Here is a 14,103-nt window from a genome sequence, read left to right as displayed (position 1 = left end):
TGACGCTATTCACAGAGTTACAAGACGAATGCCACAGGGCTTGATGAGTGAGCTCTGATAGCTTTGTCTTCGCTGCTGGCGACGAACGTTTATATCTGATCCCGACAAAGTGTCGTATATCAATAGTGACAATCGTAGAGACCCCAGACACTCTCAACGGTGAGCCGCGGATCGCGGAGACGCGCATTGGCGTCCTCGATATCGCCGAACTCGTTCTTGATAGTGGATACACACCGGCAGATACCGCCGATCAGCTTGATCTCGAAGTCACAGCTGTCTATCACGCACTTGTGTACTATCACGACCATACGGAACAGATGCGCGAGCTTCGTCGAGAGCGGAGTGAGACCGAAAAAATTCTTTCACAATCGGCCATCCAGCCGCCAACACACGTACAGCAATCGCGTTCTACACTGACGAACACGTCCCCAGCGTCTTCATAACGACGCTCCGATCGACCGATTACGATGTTGTTCGGGCGAGTGACGTGTTTGGTGAGGAACAGACGACACGCGACTGCTGCGATACTGCGGTGAGCAAGATCGCATCTTGCTTACTCACGATAAGAAAGACTTCAGCAGTACCGTTGGTGAGGAGGTCGCTCACGCCGGAATCGTCATCTATACCGCCCCGATATTTTGCGGCGCGATCCGGAAACGGCGGTTCGGACGCTAGATCGACTCTTCGATCACTATCCACGGGACGAACTGACGAATGAACGAACCTGGCTGGATCAATGTCGAACGTGAGTGCCACTGCTACGCTGGGATTCCGCCTGTCTGCTCCCGCGGACTTCGTACGTCTGTAAACGAGGGTTCGGAAGCATGAGCTTCCGGTGTCTGCGAGGTGAATCTCCGGCGGGAAATACACCCTGCGATACCACCCACGGGCTGCTGATCGCTACCAGGCTAACAGCGAGGAGATACTGGCACGCCCGGCTTCCGTTCGGTCATTGCCCTGATCGATCTCATTGGTGCCGCCCTGCTGGCCCTCGGCCGTCAGAACTAACCTGACGCGCCGACGCCCAGCAGGCGTTGATGTACACCTACCGATCGGCGACCGGTTCAACCAGGATGTAATTTCCCCAACAATTAAGACCTGTTAGTAATATCACTAGTTTATATGTCGACATCCCACACACAGATCCGTGTGAGCACCCGCGTGAAGCAGACTCTCGACCGCCGCCGGCGTGCAGATGAGTCATACAACGACTTCCTTGAGCGTGTGCTCATCGGTACGACGAGTGATTCCTCCGATGGACTCGACCAAGAGACGAAGACAGAATCCGATCCTGTCTCGCTCCACCGCAAACGGGCGAAAATACGACGGAATGGATGGACGCGGCAGCTGACAACCGAAGAGACAGATACTAACGACTAACAATGCTCGATGTACGTGCTCTTCGCACCGCTCTCGGTGAACATGATCCGCATGTGAAAATACCCTGTCGCGTGATCGATTTCTCTCCGCCCGATTTCAGCTCGACTCGCCGCGCTCTTCGATCGCCGCCGCCAGCTCCTTGCCAGCCGGGATCAGGATCCAAAACGCAAACGCCCCCAGCAGAGCCGTCCAGAGGAACACGTCGATCAGGAAGATCGAGATCGCATCAAACACGTTCCCCGGCTCCGGCGGCGGCGCGATCAGCTGGTTGGTCATGAAAAACGACGGTGTCTGATACCAGCCCGCCAGCGTCATCCAGAGCAGCCCAGCACCGGTCAGAATGCCGAACCCCTTCATGAACTCATCGGCCATACCTCAGCTTTCGTCGGAATCCTCTTGAGCGTTTCCCATTCCCGGAGCCCGAAACCGGCTGCTGAGGACGAACACGCCGGTTCCGGCCGCCATGAGGCTCAGCCCACCGATCGCCAACACCGCGCTGAACAGCTCCTGATCAACGCTGAGACCGACTCCCTCCAGTCCGGCCAACAGGAGTCGTCGCAGCACGCTCACCTGCAGCGTCGCCGCGTCGATGAGGATAAAGCCACCCAGAATACACGCGGTGGCGATCAGCGTCGAAAACACTGTGATCGTCTTATAGAGCCGGATCGGGACGACGACATCCCGTCGGCCGGTCGTCGCGTCGGCTGGCCCTGTCGGCGACGACTCGTCGCTCGGAGGGGGTGAATCGTCCATACAAAACAAACGACGGCGAGCTATATCTATCCGGCGTTATTTCGGCGGCCGCAGCATGTAGTACCGCCGGTTGAGGCCGTACATATACCCTTCACGCAGCGTCTTCAACAGCGCGTAGGTCATCACACCGAGGACGACCGGGCCGATGAAGGCGATGTTGAGCTGAAGTGCCAGCGGCAGTGGGATCAGGTTCTGGACGGCGATCGCGGCGATCGTGATCGCAAAGAACGCGCCGCCGGCACCGATCGCGGCCCAAAACGGCTGTTCGACCGGCCGTCGGGCACTCCCCTTGTTGAGGAACGGGAGGAAGGCGATCGCGCCGACAACGACGACGTTTGCCAGCACGCCGTAGAGCTGATCGGAGATCAGCTTCGCGCCATCAAGGACGGCCAGTCCAGGGTTCAGCGGGTTGAGCTTCAGCAGGCCGAACGACCAGTAGAGATACCAGTCCGGCAGGATGATACTCGGGGTCGAGCTCGGATTGGCCGGCAGCTCAAGGCTCGGCGGCAATGCCGCCGAGATCAGCAGGATCATCCCGACGAAAAACAGCGAGATCGACATATTGCGGATGATCTCGTGTGGCCACGTCGGGAACCCCAATACGTCGCGTTCGACATAATCTGATTCCTCGCGGAGCTCCTGATCCTCACGCCGGGATCGCTCGAAGTACTCGTAGGTGAGCTGTGAGAGCCCTGATTTGCGCGCCTTTCGTTCCTGCCAGGTTGGCGTTTCGTCGTCCGGGGCGACGATGCCGGTCTCACCGCCATCGGTGGCCGGCTCGCCGTCGTCACCGCCGGAGGTTGTTCCGCCGTCGGTTCGTGTTTCGGTGGGTGTGTCTCTGTCGCTCATTGTTAGTGTGGTTCAGCGATGCCCTGCACCCAGACGATGCCGACGTGGAGCGCGATCAGCGCGGTCACCACGAACGGCAGGATGAACACGTGCAGGATGTACATTCTGATAAGCGTTGCCTGTCCCAAGGTGAAACCACCAAACAGGAGCTGGGCACCCCATTCGCCGATAATCGGGGTTGCCAGTGCCATCTCGACGCCGATCTGGCCGGCCCAGAAGGCCAGCTGGTTCCACGGCAGGAGGTAGCCCGTGTAGCCGAAGACCATCGAGAGGCTGATCAGGATGATGCCAAGCAGCCAGTTCAGCTCACGCGGTTCCTTGTAGGAGCCGGTGAAGTACACCCGCAGCATGTGGAGGAAGACCGCCGCCATCATGATCTGGGCGGCCCACCGGTGGATGCTCCGGAGGGCGTAGCCGAACTGCACGTCCTGCATGATCATCTTCACCGATTCGTAAGCGACTGTTGGCTCGCCCGCAGTCGACGGCGAGTAATAAAAGCCAAGCAGGGCACCCGACACCGCGGCGACGATATAGGCGAGTACCGAAAAGAACCCCAGCGAGTACAAGGGGTACCAGTACCAGAACTTGTTGTCGAGATCGTACTGTTCGGTGTGGCTTTTCGGCATCTGGAGGTTGACCTTGTAGTAGGCATCCTCCAGCAGCTCTAGGTAGTCGACGATGCGGAGCCGCTTGTCGAGATACACCAGCGCGGTCAGAAAGACCGTCTCGATCGGCGTTAGATCTTTGCGCTTGAGCCACGCGCCGTGGTCGAAGTCGTCTTGTTTCTCTAAGCTCATTGGTTATCGTTTATAGTAGGGGTACACCGCTCGTTTCAGCGTGTCCCAGACCTTCTCGCCGCCGCCGAGCTCAACCCCGTCGACATCGTCGCTGTCGATGTAGAGATCTTCCCACTTGCGGCGACGTTTCTTGACGATCATCACATCCGGGAGGAACTCCTTGCGGTACAACGCGAGGATGAAGGCGAGATCAAGCAGGATCAGCCCGAGGATCGCGCCGACGAACATGTTGCCGAACTCCGTGCCCGCCCAGCCGGAGACAAGGGCAAACACGAAGAGGAACACGAAGACGACCTCGATCACCGTCAACACGACGATGGCGATCGCCGCCGCCGTCGACTCTCTGGCGGGCTCATACCGGTGGATGTCGCCGTAGGTGGAGCCGGAGGAGGACATCAGACACCACCCTGTCCGGTGTTCGGCGACTCGCCGTATTTCAGCACATAGAAGGTGAACACGAGGCTCACCGCGATGCCGAGGAAGCTGACGATGCCGACGTAGTGTTTCTGGATCGGGACGCCCACATCGTGGGCGAAGTCTTCCATGCTGGTTGGCCAGCCGCCACCGCCCCCGCCGACCTCGACGGTCGCAACGTCGTTGCCGACGGCGACCGCACCGAGCATGCCGAGCGAGGAGTGTGGCACACACTCGTAGTTCGTGATCCCAGCGTGTTCCTCGGTGAACTCGAACTCGTAGGTAAAGCCGGCTTCGCCGGATGTCTCGCTTGCAAGCCCGGCCGGCCCATCGACGTTCTGGACGTTGTGACCGCCGCCGTCACCGGTCCACTCCCAGATCACGGTTGTTCCCGGGTCGATCCAAACGCCTGCGGGGCTAAACGCGAGGTTGCCGCCGTTGCCGCTGGCACCGACCTGGATTGTCACTTCGCTTTGGCCGCGGAGGTCTTCTGTTCCCCCGTCGACGCCGTCGAGGTGACTGCCGAAGTCGGCCATCTCCGTCTGCGCGGCGGCGGTGCCGGTCGCTGCTCCAGCGGCTCCCGCAGCGGCCCCCGCGCCGGCCGCCGTCCTGAGTAGTTCCCGCCGTTTCATACAACAAAATGTGGGCACGCAGCGTGCTTAAACCCACCGCTACGCCACTCGGGGGGTGACCGATCATTGGGCTTCCGTCTCACGGTCTTCGGCCGGCTCCGACGACGCGTGATCGTCCGTCTCGACGCCCGCAGAATCGTCGATCTCCGGGCGATCGATCCCGCCGGCCTCGACGGCGCGCAGCCGGTTGCGGTACTGCTCGGCGCGGAACCGATCGGAGAGCCGCGCGTTGGCGACAAGCGCAAACAGCCCGAACCCGACAAGCATGAACAGCCCGCCGACGACCGGCGCGATAATCGTCTCGACCAGCCGCAGCACAAACGCCCCGACCAACGCAGCCCCCCCGAGGAGCTGGCCGCCGGCGATGAGCTGGATCATCAGATTCCCGAACTCGCCGGTCTGTTCGGGGACGCTGTCGGCCGACGGTAGCTCGTAGTCGGCGGGTGGCTCACTGACCTCATAGTCGTCCATCGAACACATCGCCACCACCGGCTCGACATCCCGCCGCACGCCACCCTCGCCTTCGACGGTGCCGTCGGCCGACACCACGGCGTATCCCGTATCCGAGTAGACGACGAGTTGGTCGGCCTCGCGTTCGACCACCGCGAAGATCTCCCGGGCGGCGATCTTCGATTTGAGATCGGACTCGACCCGATCGAGCAGCCGCTCGCCGGTGATCCACGTCTCGGGGTCGAAGGCGGCCTCCCACTCCTCGCCGCTCATCTCCGCCATCTCCGCCGGCCCGAAGTTATCGAAATCGTACTTCTCCTCAACCGCTTCTCGGAGCTCTGCCAACTCCTCGTCATCAGCCTCCTCGGCGGCAGACTCCACCGGTTCATCATCGTCGGCCGCTTTGCTGTCGGCGGCGGACGCCTCGGCCATGTTGTCGGCGTCCGATGGAGCGTCGGCGGGCTCCTCGCTCGTCGGCTCGTTGTCGCCGTCGGCTGAGGAATCCATGCCTGATGGTAGGGTTGGCCGCCCTAAAGCACTTTCCGACTCCCGACTGGGTACTGTTCAGCTTAGTACAATTGGATTGAAAATACCTCGAAAGCCCCGACGCGCTGGAGTCGGGGGCTCGCTGCGCTCCTCGCTCACTGCGTTCGCTACGGTGCTTGCGTCGCCCGCCTTCCTCTAGCACGTCGCCCCTTTCAGTCCCGCCCACATCGGTTGGCCAAGCAGCCGCAGTTGGGTGGGACTGAAAGGGGCCGGCGTCTCGGCGAACCCGGCCGACGCAAGCACCGCAGGAGTGAGAACCGCGAGCGACGAGGAGCGCAGCGAGTCCTGGGAGCCGAGCCGCCGGGGGCTTTCGAGATGGTTCCAGTTTCCTCAGCTTATCTGAACACGAATTCTCGACTGTGTCCGGGCCCGTTATACCGCCGTAGCCCCAACCCCCGACGATGGTTGCCGATGTCACGATCGCCACGCTGACCGCCCTGTCGGTGACGGCGAGTTTGCCCTTCTTCCTCTATGGGGCGTGGATCATGCTCGACAGCGAGACGGTCACCTGGGACGTACTCACCTACCATCTCAAGTTCATCGTCGTCGGCCTCACGCTGACGACGGTGCCGATGGTGACGTGGATGATGCCGAGACTGCTCGATCAGCTCGGCGGGCTGTCGGCGCTCCATGCCGTCCTCGGCTTGCAGGCGTATGCGATGTTGGTGTTCGCGCTCACCGGAATTGTTCGGATCTTTCAGGCCAAACGCGATGCCGATCTCTACCAGAACCCTGATCAGGATATCGATCTCAACGACCTCCACGAGAATATGGGCGCGTGGCGCGGCCGTCTCCGAATCGGCGTCTTCGGCTATGTGATCTTCTGGTTCCTTGCGTGGAGCATCGGGCTGTATCGGTATCTGCTTCGCTACTGGCTCTGATCGGTTCGTCGCGCTGTTCGTTTCAGCGTATCGCCTACCACGCCTCGTTGGACGCCAGATCAACGTCGTTGTCGACCTTCGAGGACGGACAGATATCCTCCAACACACAGTCCTCACAGTCGGGGTTGATCGCGGTACAGGTCTCCCGGCCGTGACTAATGAGGAGGTGGGTGTACCACTGCCAGTCATCTTCCGGCACCAACTCCATCAGCTCTGTTTCGATCGCTTCGGGCCGTTGCTCCTCGGTGATGCCGAGCCGTCGGGAGAGCCGCTGGACGTGGGTGTCGACGACGACGCCCTCGACGATCTCGTGGCCATGTTGGAGGACGACATTTGCGGTTTTCCGGCCGACGCCCGACAGCTCCGTGAGTTCGTCCATCGTATCCGGCACCTCGCCGTCGTGGTCGTCGATGATGGTTTGGCAGGCCGAGCGGATGTAGCTCGCCTTGTTGTTGTAGTAGGTCACCGAGCTGAGATCCTCGGCGAGCTCCTCCTGGTCGGCGTTCGCGTAGTCGGCCGCGCTGTCGTACTTCTCAAAGAGGTCGGCGGTGACTTTGTTGACGCGTTCGTCGGTACACTGCGCCGAGAGGATCACCGCGATCAGCAGTTCGAGTCGGCTCGAAAAGTTTAGCGAGATCTCAAGATCGGGGTAGGTGTCGTACAGGCGGTCGATGACCGCCAACGTCTGCGCCTCGGTTGAATCGAGTTTACTGCCCATACCCATGGCTGGGCCGGCGGGGTGTTGAGTGGTTCGGACTAACGAGAAAACAGCGGTCAGCGTCGGTTAGGCGAACGCCAGCGAGCTGCCGGTATCCTCGGTCGATTCGAGCTGGATCTTCTCCCAGGCATCGAAGAAGTCCGTCCGGGTGATCTCGGTGCGATCGTCGCGGATGGCGAACATGCCGGCCTCGGTACAGACGGCCTTGATATCCGCGCCGGAGGCGTCGTCGGCGTGTTCGGCCAGCTCCGTGAAGTCCACATCGTCGGCGACGTTCATATCGCGGGTGTGGATCTGGAAGATGAGTTTGCGACCGTCGACATCCGGCTTCGGCACCTCGATAAGGCGGTCGAACCGACCGGGGCGCAGAATCGCCTCATCCAGCATATCGAAGCGATTAGTCGCCGCGATCAGCCGGATGTCGCCGCGCTCGTCGAAACCGTCCATCTCCGAGAGCAGCTGCATCATCGTCCGTTGGACCTCGGCGTCGCCCGACGTTTTCGAGTCCGTCCGTTTCGAGGCGATGGCGTCGATCTCGTCGATGAAGATGACGGCGGGCTCGTTTTCGCGGGCGACCTCGAAGAGATCCCGGACGAGCTTCGCGCCCTCGCCGATGAACTTGTGGACGAGCTCGGAGCCGGCCATCTTGATGAAGGAGGCGTCGGTCTGGTTGGCAACGGCCTTGGCGAGCATCGTCTTGCCGGTGCCCGGTGGCCCGTGCAGCAGGACGCCCGACGGCGGATTGATGCCGACCTCGTCGAACATTTCCGGTCGGTCGAGTGGCATCTCGACGGTCTCTCTGACCTCCTGCATCTGCTCGTCGAGGCCGCCGATGTCGGCGTAGGTCACGTCGGGGCTGTGGTCGACCTGCATCACGCGCGCCCGAACATCCGTTTCGTCGTCAAGCTGTTTGACGATCGACAGCGAGTTGTTGACCGCGACGCGCGAATCGGGTTCGAGCTCCTCGCGGAGCTCGTCGGTGACCTCCGTGAGCGCCTCTTGGTTGTTGCCGTGCTGTTTGATCACGACGCCGTCAGGGGTGAGCTCCTGGACGGTGGCGACAAACAGCGGCGACTGTTTGAGCTTCTTGTTTTCGTGTGTCAGCCGCTCTAACTTCTGTTTGTACTTGTTGTTCTCGGCGTTGGCATCGAGGAGCTTATCTCGCATCTCCTCGTTTTGTGATTCGATCACGCCGAGTCGCTCCTGTAGCGCTTCGATCTTTTCCTGTCTGGACGCCGCCTCGTCGTAGGGAAACTCGACGTCGTCCGCGGTATCGCTCATCGCTTTTTGTACGACTGTCGGGAATAAGAGGCTTCGGGTCGCTGTCTCGCCTGTTCCCGCATGTTCATGAATAATACCAAATTATAGCAAGTATTATCATACAGCATTCACGAGTACCTCTCAGCATGAGCACACACGAGACCGTTTCGACGGACGAGCCAGCCGACGGATGGGATGCTGTCCGCGACCTGCCGCCGAGTGCAAAACTCGTTGCCAAGGTGCTTGATTACAACGACACACTCACACAAAGCGAGCTTGCCGAAGAGACGCTGTTGCCGCCGCGGACGGTTCGATACGCGCTCAACCGACTGGAGGACGCCGGTGTCGTCGACTCCCGGTTTTCCTTCTCGGATGCCCGAAAGCGGATCTACAGCCTGACGATCTGAGATCGCCCGGCTGTCGAACGGTCTCCCGTGGCTGGTTGCGCTCGGCCGCGCTTCGCGTGTGTCCTCCATTGCTTTCTGCTTCGCTGGGTTCTCTTCCGGCGTTCGCTGTGTCACCGTTCTCCTGCTGGTCTCCCGTAGGTTTATCACTCATTCCGCGGCCAGACGCCGCATGTCACTTCAGGCGACCTGTCTCCGAGCTGTTCATCGACTGCTCGCCCGGCTTCGCTGGAGCAGCCTGCGTGTCGAACCACCCTATGTGGCGGTGATCCGAGAGGCGACAGCCTGTGTCGGATCGACCGACCGTGCCGCGGCGTTCCGTGAGGCTGAGGGGCTAGATCGGCTTCGGTCGGCGATCGATGCTGCCGAGGCCGACGACCGGCCGACTCTCGCACGGGAAGGCCGACAGGCCCTGCTCGCGCTTCGTCGCTCGGCACCCGCTCGCGGAACCGATATACCCCCCGAGGGGTAACAGAGTGGCAATGACACGGGTGCTACACACTGGCGACACCCACATCGGCTACCAACAGTACCACTCGCCGGAGCGGCGGGCGGACTTTCTGGCGGCCTTCGAGGCCGTCATCGACGACGCCATCGAGATGGATGTCGACGCTGTCGTCCACGCCGGGGATCTGTTCCACGACCGCCGGCCGGATCTCCCGGATCTGATGGGGACACTGTCGGCCCTCCGCGATCTCAACGCCGCCGATATCCCGTTTCTCGCTGTCGTCGGCAACCACGAGTCCACCCGCGGCGGCCAGTGGCTCGACCTCTTTGAACGCCTCGGGCTCGCCACACGGCTCGGCGACGACCCGGTCGCCGTCGGCTCGACAGCCTTCTACGGCCTCGATCACGTCCCCGAATCCCGCCGCGAGGATCTCGACTACGATTTTACTCCGTCCGACGACAGCGCGATCGACGCCGACCCGGCTCACACTGTTCTCGTCGGCCACGGCCTCTTCACGCCCTTTGCGCACGCCAACTGGGACACTGAAACCGTCCTTGAGGAATCGACAGTCGACTTCGATGCCGTCCTGCTCGGCGACAACCACGCGCCGGGGATCGAGCGTGTCGACGACGTGTGGGTGACCTACTGCGGGTCGACCGAGCGCGCGAGTGCGAGCGAGAAAGACGAACGCGGGTACAATGTCGTCGGCTTCGACGCCGACCAGCCTGGCCCTGAGGGTGTCGACATCCGCAGCCGGTCGCTGTCGGATGTGACTCGTGACTTTGAGTTTATTCCCGTCGAGCTCAACCCCGGCGATGGCGCGGATCGTGTCCGCGAGCGCGTCGGCCAACACGACCTTGCTGACGCCGTCGTCATCGTCGAGATCACCGGCGACGGCGAGGCCGTGACACCGGGGGGGATCGAATCGTTCGCCCTCGACCGCGGCGCGCTGATCGCCCGTGTCACCGACCGCCGGGAGATCGAGACCGAGTCCGAGCTCTCGGTGAGCTTCGCTGATCCCGATGCCGCCGTCGACGAGCGAATCGAGGAGCTGGGGCTGTCGGAAGCTGCCCACGACATCGACGAGGCTGTTCGGTCGCCTGACATCGCCGACGCCAATCTCCGAGAGACGGTGAAAAGTCGGCTCACAGAGCAGATCGAAAACGACCCCGCCGCATTGGCTCCGCCTGAGCGGGACGACGACGGTTCCGAGGCGGCTGCCGAATCAGACAGCGAGAGCGACGACACAGCCGCCAGCGACGCGGTCGCCGATGTTGTCGATGACGACGGTGACGACGCTGAGACCGAAACCGACGACATTGCTCCTGCCGACAGCACTGCCGACAAGAGCGACACTGACGATGGCGAACTCTCGACGATGGAGGATTTCCTATGAGATTCGATCGCCTTCGCCTCTCGAACTTCAAGCCCTATGGCGACGCCGACGTGTCACTAACCGACGGCGTCACCGTGATCCACGGGCTCAACGGTAGCGGCAAATCCTCGCTGCTGGAGGCCTGCTTTTTCGCGCTCTATGGCTCGAAAGCCCTCCCCGGTACGCTGGATGATGTGATCAGCAACAGCGAGGAGGAGGCCGCCGTCGAGCTCTGGTTTACCCACGACGGCGTCGACTACCATATCGAACGCCAGCTCCGCCGCAGCGGCGACCGCGTCAGCACGCGTAAATGCGTCCTCGAAGGCGACGACGGAAGCGACGAGCCGATCAGCCGCGACGGCGCGCGCGCCGTCCGCGAGTTCGTTACCGACCTACTGCGGATGGATAGCGAGGCGTTCGTCAACTGCGCCTACGTCCGGCAGGGCGAGGTGAACAAGCTCATCAACGCCAGCCCGAGCCAGCGACAGGATATGATCGACGACCTGCTGCAGCTGGGGACGCTGGAGACCTATCGGGATCGGGCTGGCGAGGCCCGGTTGGCGGTCACCGACCTGCTACAGAACGCCAGCGGCTCGCTGGAAACGATCGACGAGCAGATCGAGGCCAAAGAGGAACAGAACCTCCACGCCAAACTCAACGAACTCGAAACGAAACGCGATGAGATCGATGACGACATAGATAATTACGAGGAGCAGCGCGAGAAGGCCAAGAAGACGCTGGAGGACGCTGAATCCGTGCTCGACGAGTACGAGGATCATCAGGCCGAGATACAGGAATTAGCGACCGAAATCGAGGAGCTGGAAACCGAGATCAGCGAGACGGAAGCTGAACGCGACGACCTCGGCGAGCAACGCCGCGAGGCCATCGAGCAGCGCGACGAACGCGAAGCAGAAATCGACGACAAACTCACCGAAACCGACCTCTCGGAGGCGACCCCCGAGGCCATCGCCGACCGCCGCGAGACGCTCGCCGATCGCCACGAAACCCTCGGCGAGGCGATCGCCGATCTCCGGGTCGAGGCGACCGGCTACGAGAATCAGGCCGACAACCTCCGGGAGTCAGCTGCCGACCTCGAAACACAGGCTGACGACGCCGAGGCACGCGCCGAGACACTCGAAAGCGAGGCCGAGGAGGCCGACGCCAACGCCGAGGAGTGCGAAGCCGAGCGCGACGAGATCGACACCGAGCGCGAGGAGTTAGTCGAGCAGTTCGACGCCGCCGAACCGGATATCGAGATCGGCGACGCCGAGGCTCACCGCGACGAACTCCAGACCGAGCGGCAGGAACTCGGCGAGGAACTGGCCGAAACGCGAGCCCGGCTTGAAACCGCCCGTGAGGCCGTCGCCGACGCCGAGGATCTGCTCGCCGAGGGCAACTGTCCGACCTGCGGCCAGCCGGTCGAAGACGCCCCCCACGTCGACGATCTCGACGCGAAACGTGAGCGAGTTGAGGAACTGGAAGCCGAGATCGAGGAACTCGAAACCCAGCAGAAAACGCTCGACGACCGGCTCGACACCGCCGAGCGACTGGTCGAGATCGAAACCCGCATCGACGACCTCGACGCCGAGCGCGAGCGACTCACCGAGCGGATCGAGACGTACCGCGAGACCGCAGCCGAGAAGCGCGAGCAGGCAGCCGAGGAACGCGACCCTGCAACGGACAAACGCGAGGAGGCGACCGACCGGCGTGAGGCGGCCGACGCGAAAGCCGACGACGCCGCGGCGACACGCGAGGAAATCGAAGCAAAGACCGACGACCGGGAGGCCGTCAGCGACGCCCTCGACCGACTCGACAGCCTCGAATCAACGCGCACCGAGATCGAGGAGCTCGAAACCCGGATCGAGGATATCACCGAGCAGCGCGAGACGCTCGCCGAGCGCAACGAGGAACGCCGGGGGTGGCTGGCCGACAAACGCGAGCAGCGCGACGACCTTCTGGACTCCTTCGACGACGATCGCGTCGAAACCGCCCGCGACCGGAAGGCAAACGCCGAGGAGTACATCGAGAACGTCGAATCCGAACTCGCCGATCTCCGGGAGCGACGCGACGAACTCCAGAACGCCATCGGCGGTGTCACCGCCGACATCGAACAGCTCGAAACCCTCCGAGAGGAACGCGAGGCCATCGCCGAACGCGTCGACCGCCTCGAATCAGTTCACGACGAAACCCAGGAGGTCGAAACGATGTACGGCGATCTCCGGGCGGAACTCCGCCGGCGCAACGTCGAAAGTCTCGAACGCATGCTCAACGAGACGTTCGACCTCGTCTACGGCAACGACGCCTACGCCCGCATCGAGTTGGACAACGAGTACGACCTCACCGTCTATCAGAAGGACGGCCAACCGCTGGAGCCCGGCCAGCTGTCGGGCGGCGAGCGCGCGCTGTTCAACCTCAGCCTCCGGTGTGCGATCTATCGTCTGTTGGCTGAGGGCATCGAGGGCGCGGCCCCGACCCCGCCGCTCATCCTCGATGAGCCGACCGTCTTCCTCGATTCCGGCCACGTCGGCCGGCTGGTCGATCTCGTCGAGGAGATGCGCGGCTTCGGTGTTCGGCAGATCCTGATCGTCAGCCACGACGAGGAGCTCGTCGGCGCGGCCGACGAACTCATCACGGTCGAAAAGGATCCGACGACGAATCGTTCGACGGCCACCCGCGCGGCCGACCCGGAGCTTGGATCGCTCGGCGGCGTTGCCGACGACTGACTACTCCGGTGTCGACGCTGTCTCGCCGACCGAGCTGCTGTCCCGCAGTTGCTCGACCGCTCGCTCGGCGAGTTCGCTCGCATCGTAGCCGCGTTGGCCGCCGCTGTCGGCCTCGGCCACAAGCCCGGCCGCGCGGAACTCCGCGAGCAATCCGTGGAGATCACTCTCGCAGAGATCGTAGCTGTCGAGCAGCGCGACCGTCGACAGCGGGCCGCGATCAACCAACTCGACGAGCAAGCCGAGCGACTGGTCGTCGTAGGTTGCTGTCAGCAGTCGCCGGACGGCGGGGTCGATGCCGGCCGCGGCGGTCGACAGCGGCGACTCCTCGGCGACGACATCGAGATCGCTGTTGGCGATGTAGCGTTCGGCACCCGAGTCGGGATCGCGCACCAGGCTGCTGTCGTCGGACTGTTTGACCAACAGATACCGGTCGCCCTCGCTGTCGCGGACAGTTCGCATTTGTCGTTTTGTGT

17 protein-coding genes and 1 pseudogene are annotated in these 14,103 nt (G+C 62.4%); 8 read left to right on the top strand and 10 right to left on the bottom strand.

Going from position 1 to position 14,103, the window contains the following annotated elements:
- Positions 1–47 precede the first annotated feature (47 nt).
- The 3 genes and pseudogenes from EWF95_RS13895 (at position 48) to EWF95_RS03585 (ending at position 1,380) form a co-directional block, all read left to right on the top strand.
- Positions 48–443, top strand: a complete 396-nt coding sequence (locus EWF95_RS13895; RefSeq protein WP_394348575.1) for a DUF433 domain-containing protein — start codon at positions 48–50, stop codon at positions 441–443.
- Between the two features lie 67 nt (positions 444–510).
- Positions 511–675: pseudogene (locus EWF95_RS13890) on the top strand (hypothetical protein); the annotation flags it as partial.
- A gap of 474 nt (positions 676–1,149) precedes the next feature.
- Positions 1,150–1,380: a hypothetical protein gene (locus tag EWF95_RS03585; RefSeq protein ID WP_185911719.1), complete on the top strand. Its 231-nt coding sequence runs from the start codon at positions 1,150–1,152 to the stop codon at positions 1,378–1,380.
- A gap of 96 nt (positions 1,381–1,476) precedes the next feature.
- On the opposite strand, the gene EWF95_RS03580 is transcribed toward EWF95_RS03585, so the two are convergent.
- From EWF95_RS03580 to EWF95_RS03550, 7 genes are all read right to left on the bottom strand, one after another.
- Positions 1,477–1,752: a DUF7314 family protein gene (locus EWF95_RS03580; RefSeq protein ID WP_142442688.1), complete on the bottom strand. Its 276-nt coding sequence runs from the start codon at positions 1,750–1,752 to the stop codon at positions 1,477–1,479.
- Positions 1,753–1,755: 3 nt separating this feature from the next.
- Complete coding sequence (locus EWF95_RS03575) at positions 1,756–2,133, bottom strand: DUF7315 family membrane protein (protein ID WP_142442687.1); 378 nt, start codon at positions 2,131–2,133, stop codon at positions 1,756–1,758.
- A 36-nt stretch (positions 2,134–2,169) separates the two neighbouring features.
- Positions 2,170–2,982, bottom strand: a complete 813-nt coding sequence (locus tag EWF95_RS03570; protein ID WP_142442686.1) for a cytochrome bc complex cytochrome b subunit — start codon at positions 2,980–2,982, stop codon at positions 2,170–2,172.
- Positions 2,983–2,984: 2 nt separating this feature from the next.
- The gene (locus tag EWF95_RS03565) at positions 2,985–3,779 is read right to left on the bottom strand and encodes a cytochrome b (RefSeq protein ID WP_142442685.1); all 795 of its coding nucleotides are present in this window, start codon (positions 3,777–3,779) and stop codon (positions 2,985–2,987) included.
- A 3-nt stretch (positions 3,780–3,782) separates the two neighbouring features.
- Positions 3,783–4,175: a DUF7318 family protein gene (locus tag EWF95_RS03560; protein ID WP_142442684.1), complete on the bottom strand. Its 393-nt coding sequence runs from the start codon at positions 4,173–4,175 to the stop codon at positions 3,783–3,785.
- A complete protein-coding gene (locus EWF95_RS03555; RefSeq protein ID WP_142442683.1) occupies positions 4,175–4,825 on the bottom strand; it encodes a halocyanin domain-containing protein in 651 nt (216 codons plus the stop codon). Before EWF95_RS03555 ends, EWF95_RS03560 begins: the two co-directional genes overlap by 1 nt.
- 63 nt (positions 4,826–4,888) lie before the next feature.
- Positions 4,889–5,782 (bottom strand): phage holin family protein, encoded by an 894-nt coding sequence (locus EWF95_RS03550; protein ID WP_142442682.1) that lies wholly within the window; start codon positions 5,780–5,782, stop codon positions 4,889–4,891.
- Positions 5,783–6,222: 440 nt separating this feature from the next.
- Here EWF95_RS03550 and EWF95_RS03545 point away from each other — a divergent pair, with 440 nt between their 5' ends.
- A complete protein-coding gene (locus EWF95_RS03545) occupies positions 6,223–6,702 on the top strand; it encodes a DUF7321 family protein (RefSeq protein ID WP_142442681.1) in 480 nt (159 codons plus the stop codon).
- Between the two features lie 34 nt (positions 6,703–6,736).
- Here EWF95_RS03545 and nth read toward each other — a convergent pair whose 3' ends face one another.
- Positions 6,737–7,420: an endonuclease III gene (nth, locus tag EWF95_RS03540; RefSeq protein ID WP_142442680.1), complete on the bottom strand. Its 684-nt coding sequence runs from the start codon at positions 7,418–7,420 to the stop codon at positions 6,737–6,739.
- Between the two features lie 66 nt (positions 7,421–7,486).
- Positions 7,487–8,701, bottom strand: a complete 1,215-nt coding sequence (gene pan1, locus EWF95_RS03535) for a proteasome-activating nucleotidase Pan1 (protein ID WP_142442679.1) — start codon at positions 8,699–8,701, stop codon at positions 7,487–7,489.
- Between the two features lie 125 nt (positions 8,702–8,826).
- Between pan1 and EWF95_RS03530 the strand changes: the two genes are divergently transcribed.
- The 4 genes from EWF95_RS03530 (at position 8,827) to rad50 (ending at position 13,630) form a co-directional block, all read left to right on the top strand.
- Complete coding sequence (locus EWF95_RS03530) at positions 8,827–9,087, top strand: MarR family transcriptional regulator (RefSeq protein WP_142442678.1); 261 nt, start codon at positions 8,827–8,829, stop codon at positions 9,085–9,087.
- A 169-nt stretch (positions 9,088–9,256) separates the two neighbouring features.
- On the top strand, positions 9,257–9,556 hold the full coding sequence (locus tag EWF95_RS03525) for a hypothetical protein (RefSeq protein ID WP_142442677.1): 300 nt from the start codon (positions 9,257–9,259) through the stop codon (positions 9,554–9,556).
- A 10-nt stretch (positions 9,557–9,566) separates the two neighbouring features.
- Positions 9,567–10,928, top strand: a complete 1,362-nt coding sequence (mre11, locus tag EWF95_RS03520) for a DNA double-strand break repair protein Mre11 (protein ID WP_142442676.1) — start codon at positions 9,567–9,569, stop codon at positions 10,926–10,928.
- A complete protein-coding gene (gene rad50, locus EWF95_RS03515; RefSeq protein WP_142442675.1) occupies positions 10,925–13,630 on the top strand; it encodes a DNA double-strand break repair ATPase Rad50 in 2,706 nt (901 codons plus the stop codon). The genes mre11 and rad50 overlap by 4 nt, the downstream gene beginning before the upstream one ends.
- On the opposite strand, the gene EWF95_RS03510 is transcribed toward rad50, so the two are convergent.
- Positions 13,631–14,089 (bottom strand): DUF7346 family protein, encoded by a 459-nt coding sequence (locus tag EWF95_RS03510; protein WP_142442674.1) that lies wholly within the window; start codon positions 14,087–14,089, stop codon positions 13,631–13,633. It lies immediately after the preceding gene.
- Positions 14,090–14,103: the final 14 nt, after the last annotated feature.

Source organism: Halonotius roseus (genome assembly GCF_006861655.1).
Lineage (GTDB): Archaea > Halobacteriota > Halobacteria > Halobacteriales > Haloferacaceae > Halonotius > Halonotius roseus.
Note: the sequence above shows the minus strand (reverse complement) of the source record. Positions and strands in the feature narration are given on the sequence as shown.

Bases quoted from the DNA above. Each gene is read 5' to 3' on its own strand.
- EWF95_RS03580 (WP_142442688.1), bottom strand. From the start codon at position 1,752: ATGGCCGATGAGTTCATGAAGGGGTTCGGCATTCTGACCGGTGCTGGG.
- EWF95_RS03545 (WP_142442681.1), top strand. From the start codon at position 6,223: ATGGTTGCCGATGTCACGATCGCCACGCTGACCGCCCTGTCGGTGACG.
- EWF95_RS03510 (WP_142442674.1), bottom strand. From the start codon at position 14,089: ATGCGAACTGTCCGCGACAGCGAGGGCGACCGGTATCTGTTGGTCAAA.
- EWF95_RS03525 (WP_142442677.1), top strand. From the start codon at position 9,257: ATGTCACTTCAGGCGACCTGTCTCCGAGCTGTTCATCGACTGCTCGCC.
- rad50 (WP_142442675.1), top strand. From the start codon at position 10,925: ATGAGATTCGATCGCCTTCGCCTCTCGAACTTCAAGCCCTATGGCGAC.
- EWF95_RS03550 (WP_142442682.1), bottom strand. From the start codon at position 5,782: ATGGATTCCTCAGCCGACGGCGACAACGAGCCGACGAGCGAGGAGCCC.
- mre11 (WP_142442676.1), top strand. From the start codon at position 9,567: ATGACACGGGTGCTACACACTGGCGACACCCACATCGGCTACCAACAG.
- nth (WP_142442680.1), bottom strand. From the start codon at position 7,420: ATGGGCAGTAAACTCGATTCAACCGAGGCGCAGACGTTGGCGGTCATC.
- EWF95_RS03565 (WP_142442685.1), bottom strand. From the start codon at position 3,779: ATGAGCTTAGAGAAACAAGACGACTTCGACCACGGCGCGTGGCTCAAG.
- EWF95_RS03575 (WP_142442687.1), bottom strand. From the start codon at position 2,133: ATGGACGATTCACCCCCTCCGAGCGACGAGTCGTCGCCGACAGGGCCA.
- pan1 (WP_142442679.1), bottom strand. From the start codon at position 8,701: ATGAGCGATACCGCGGACGACGTCGAGTTTCCCTACGACGAGGCGGCG.
- EWF95_RS03560 (WP_142442684.1), bottom strand. From the start codon at position 4,175: ATGTCCTCCTCCGGCTCCACCTACGGCGACATCCACCGGTATGAGCCC.
- EWF95_RS03555 (WP_142442683.1), bottom strand. From the start codon at position 4,825: ATGAAACGGCGGGAACTACTCAGGACGGCGGCCGGCGCGGGGGCCGCT.
- EWF95_RS03530 (WP_142442678.1), top strand. From the start codon at position 8,827: ATGAGCACACACGAGACCGTTTCGACGGACGAGCCAGCCGACGGATGG.
- EWF95_RS03570 (WP_142442686.1), bottom strand. From the start codon at position 2,982: ATGAGCGACAGAGACACACCCACCGAAACACGAACCGACGGCGGAACA.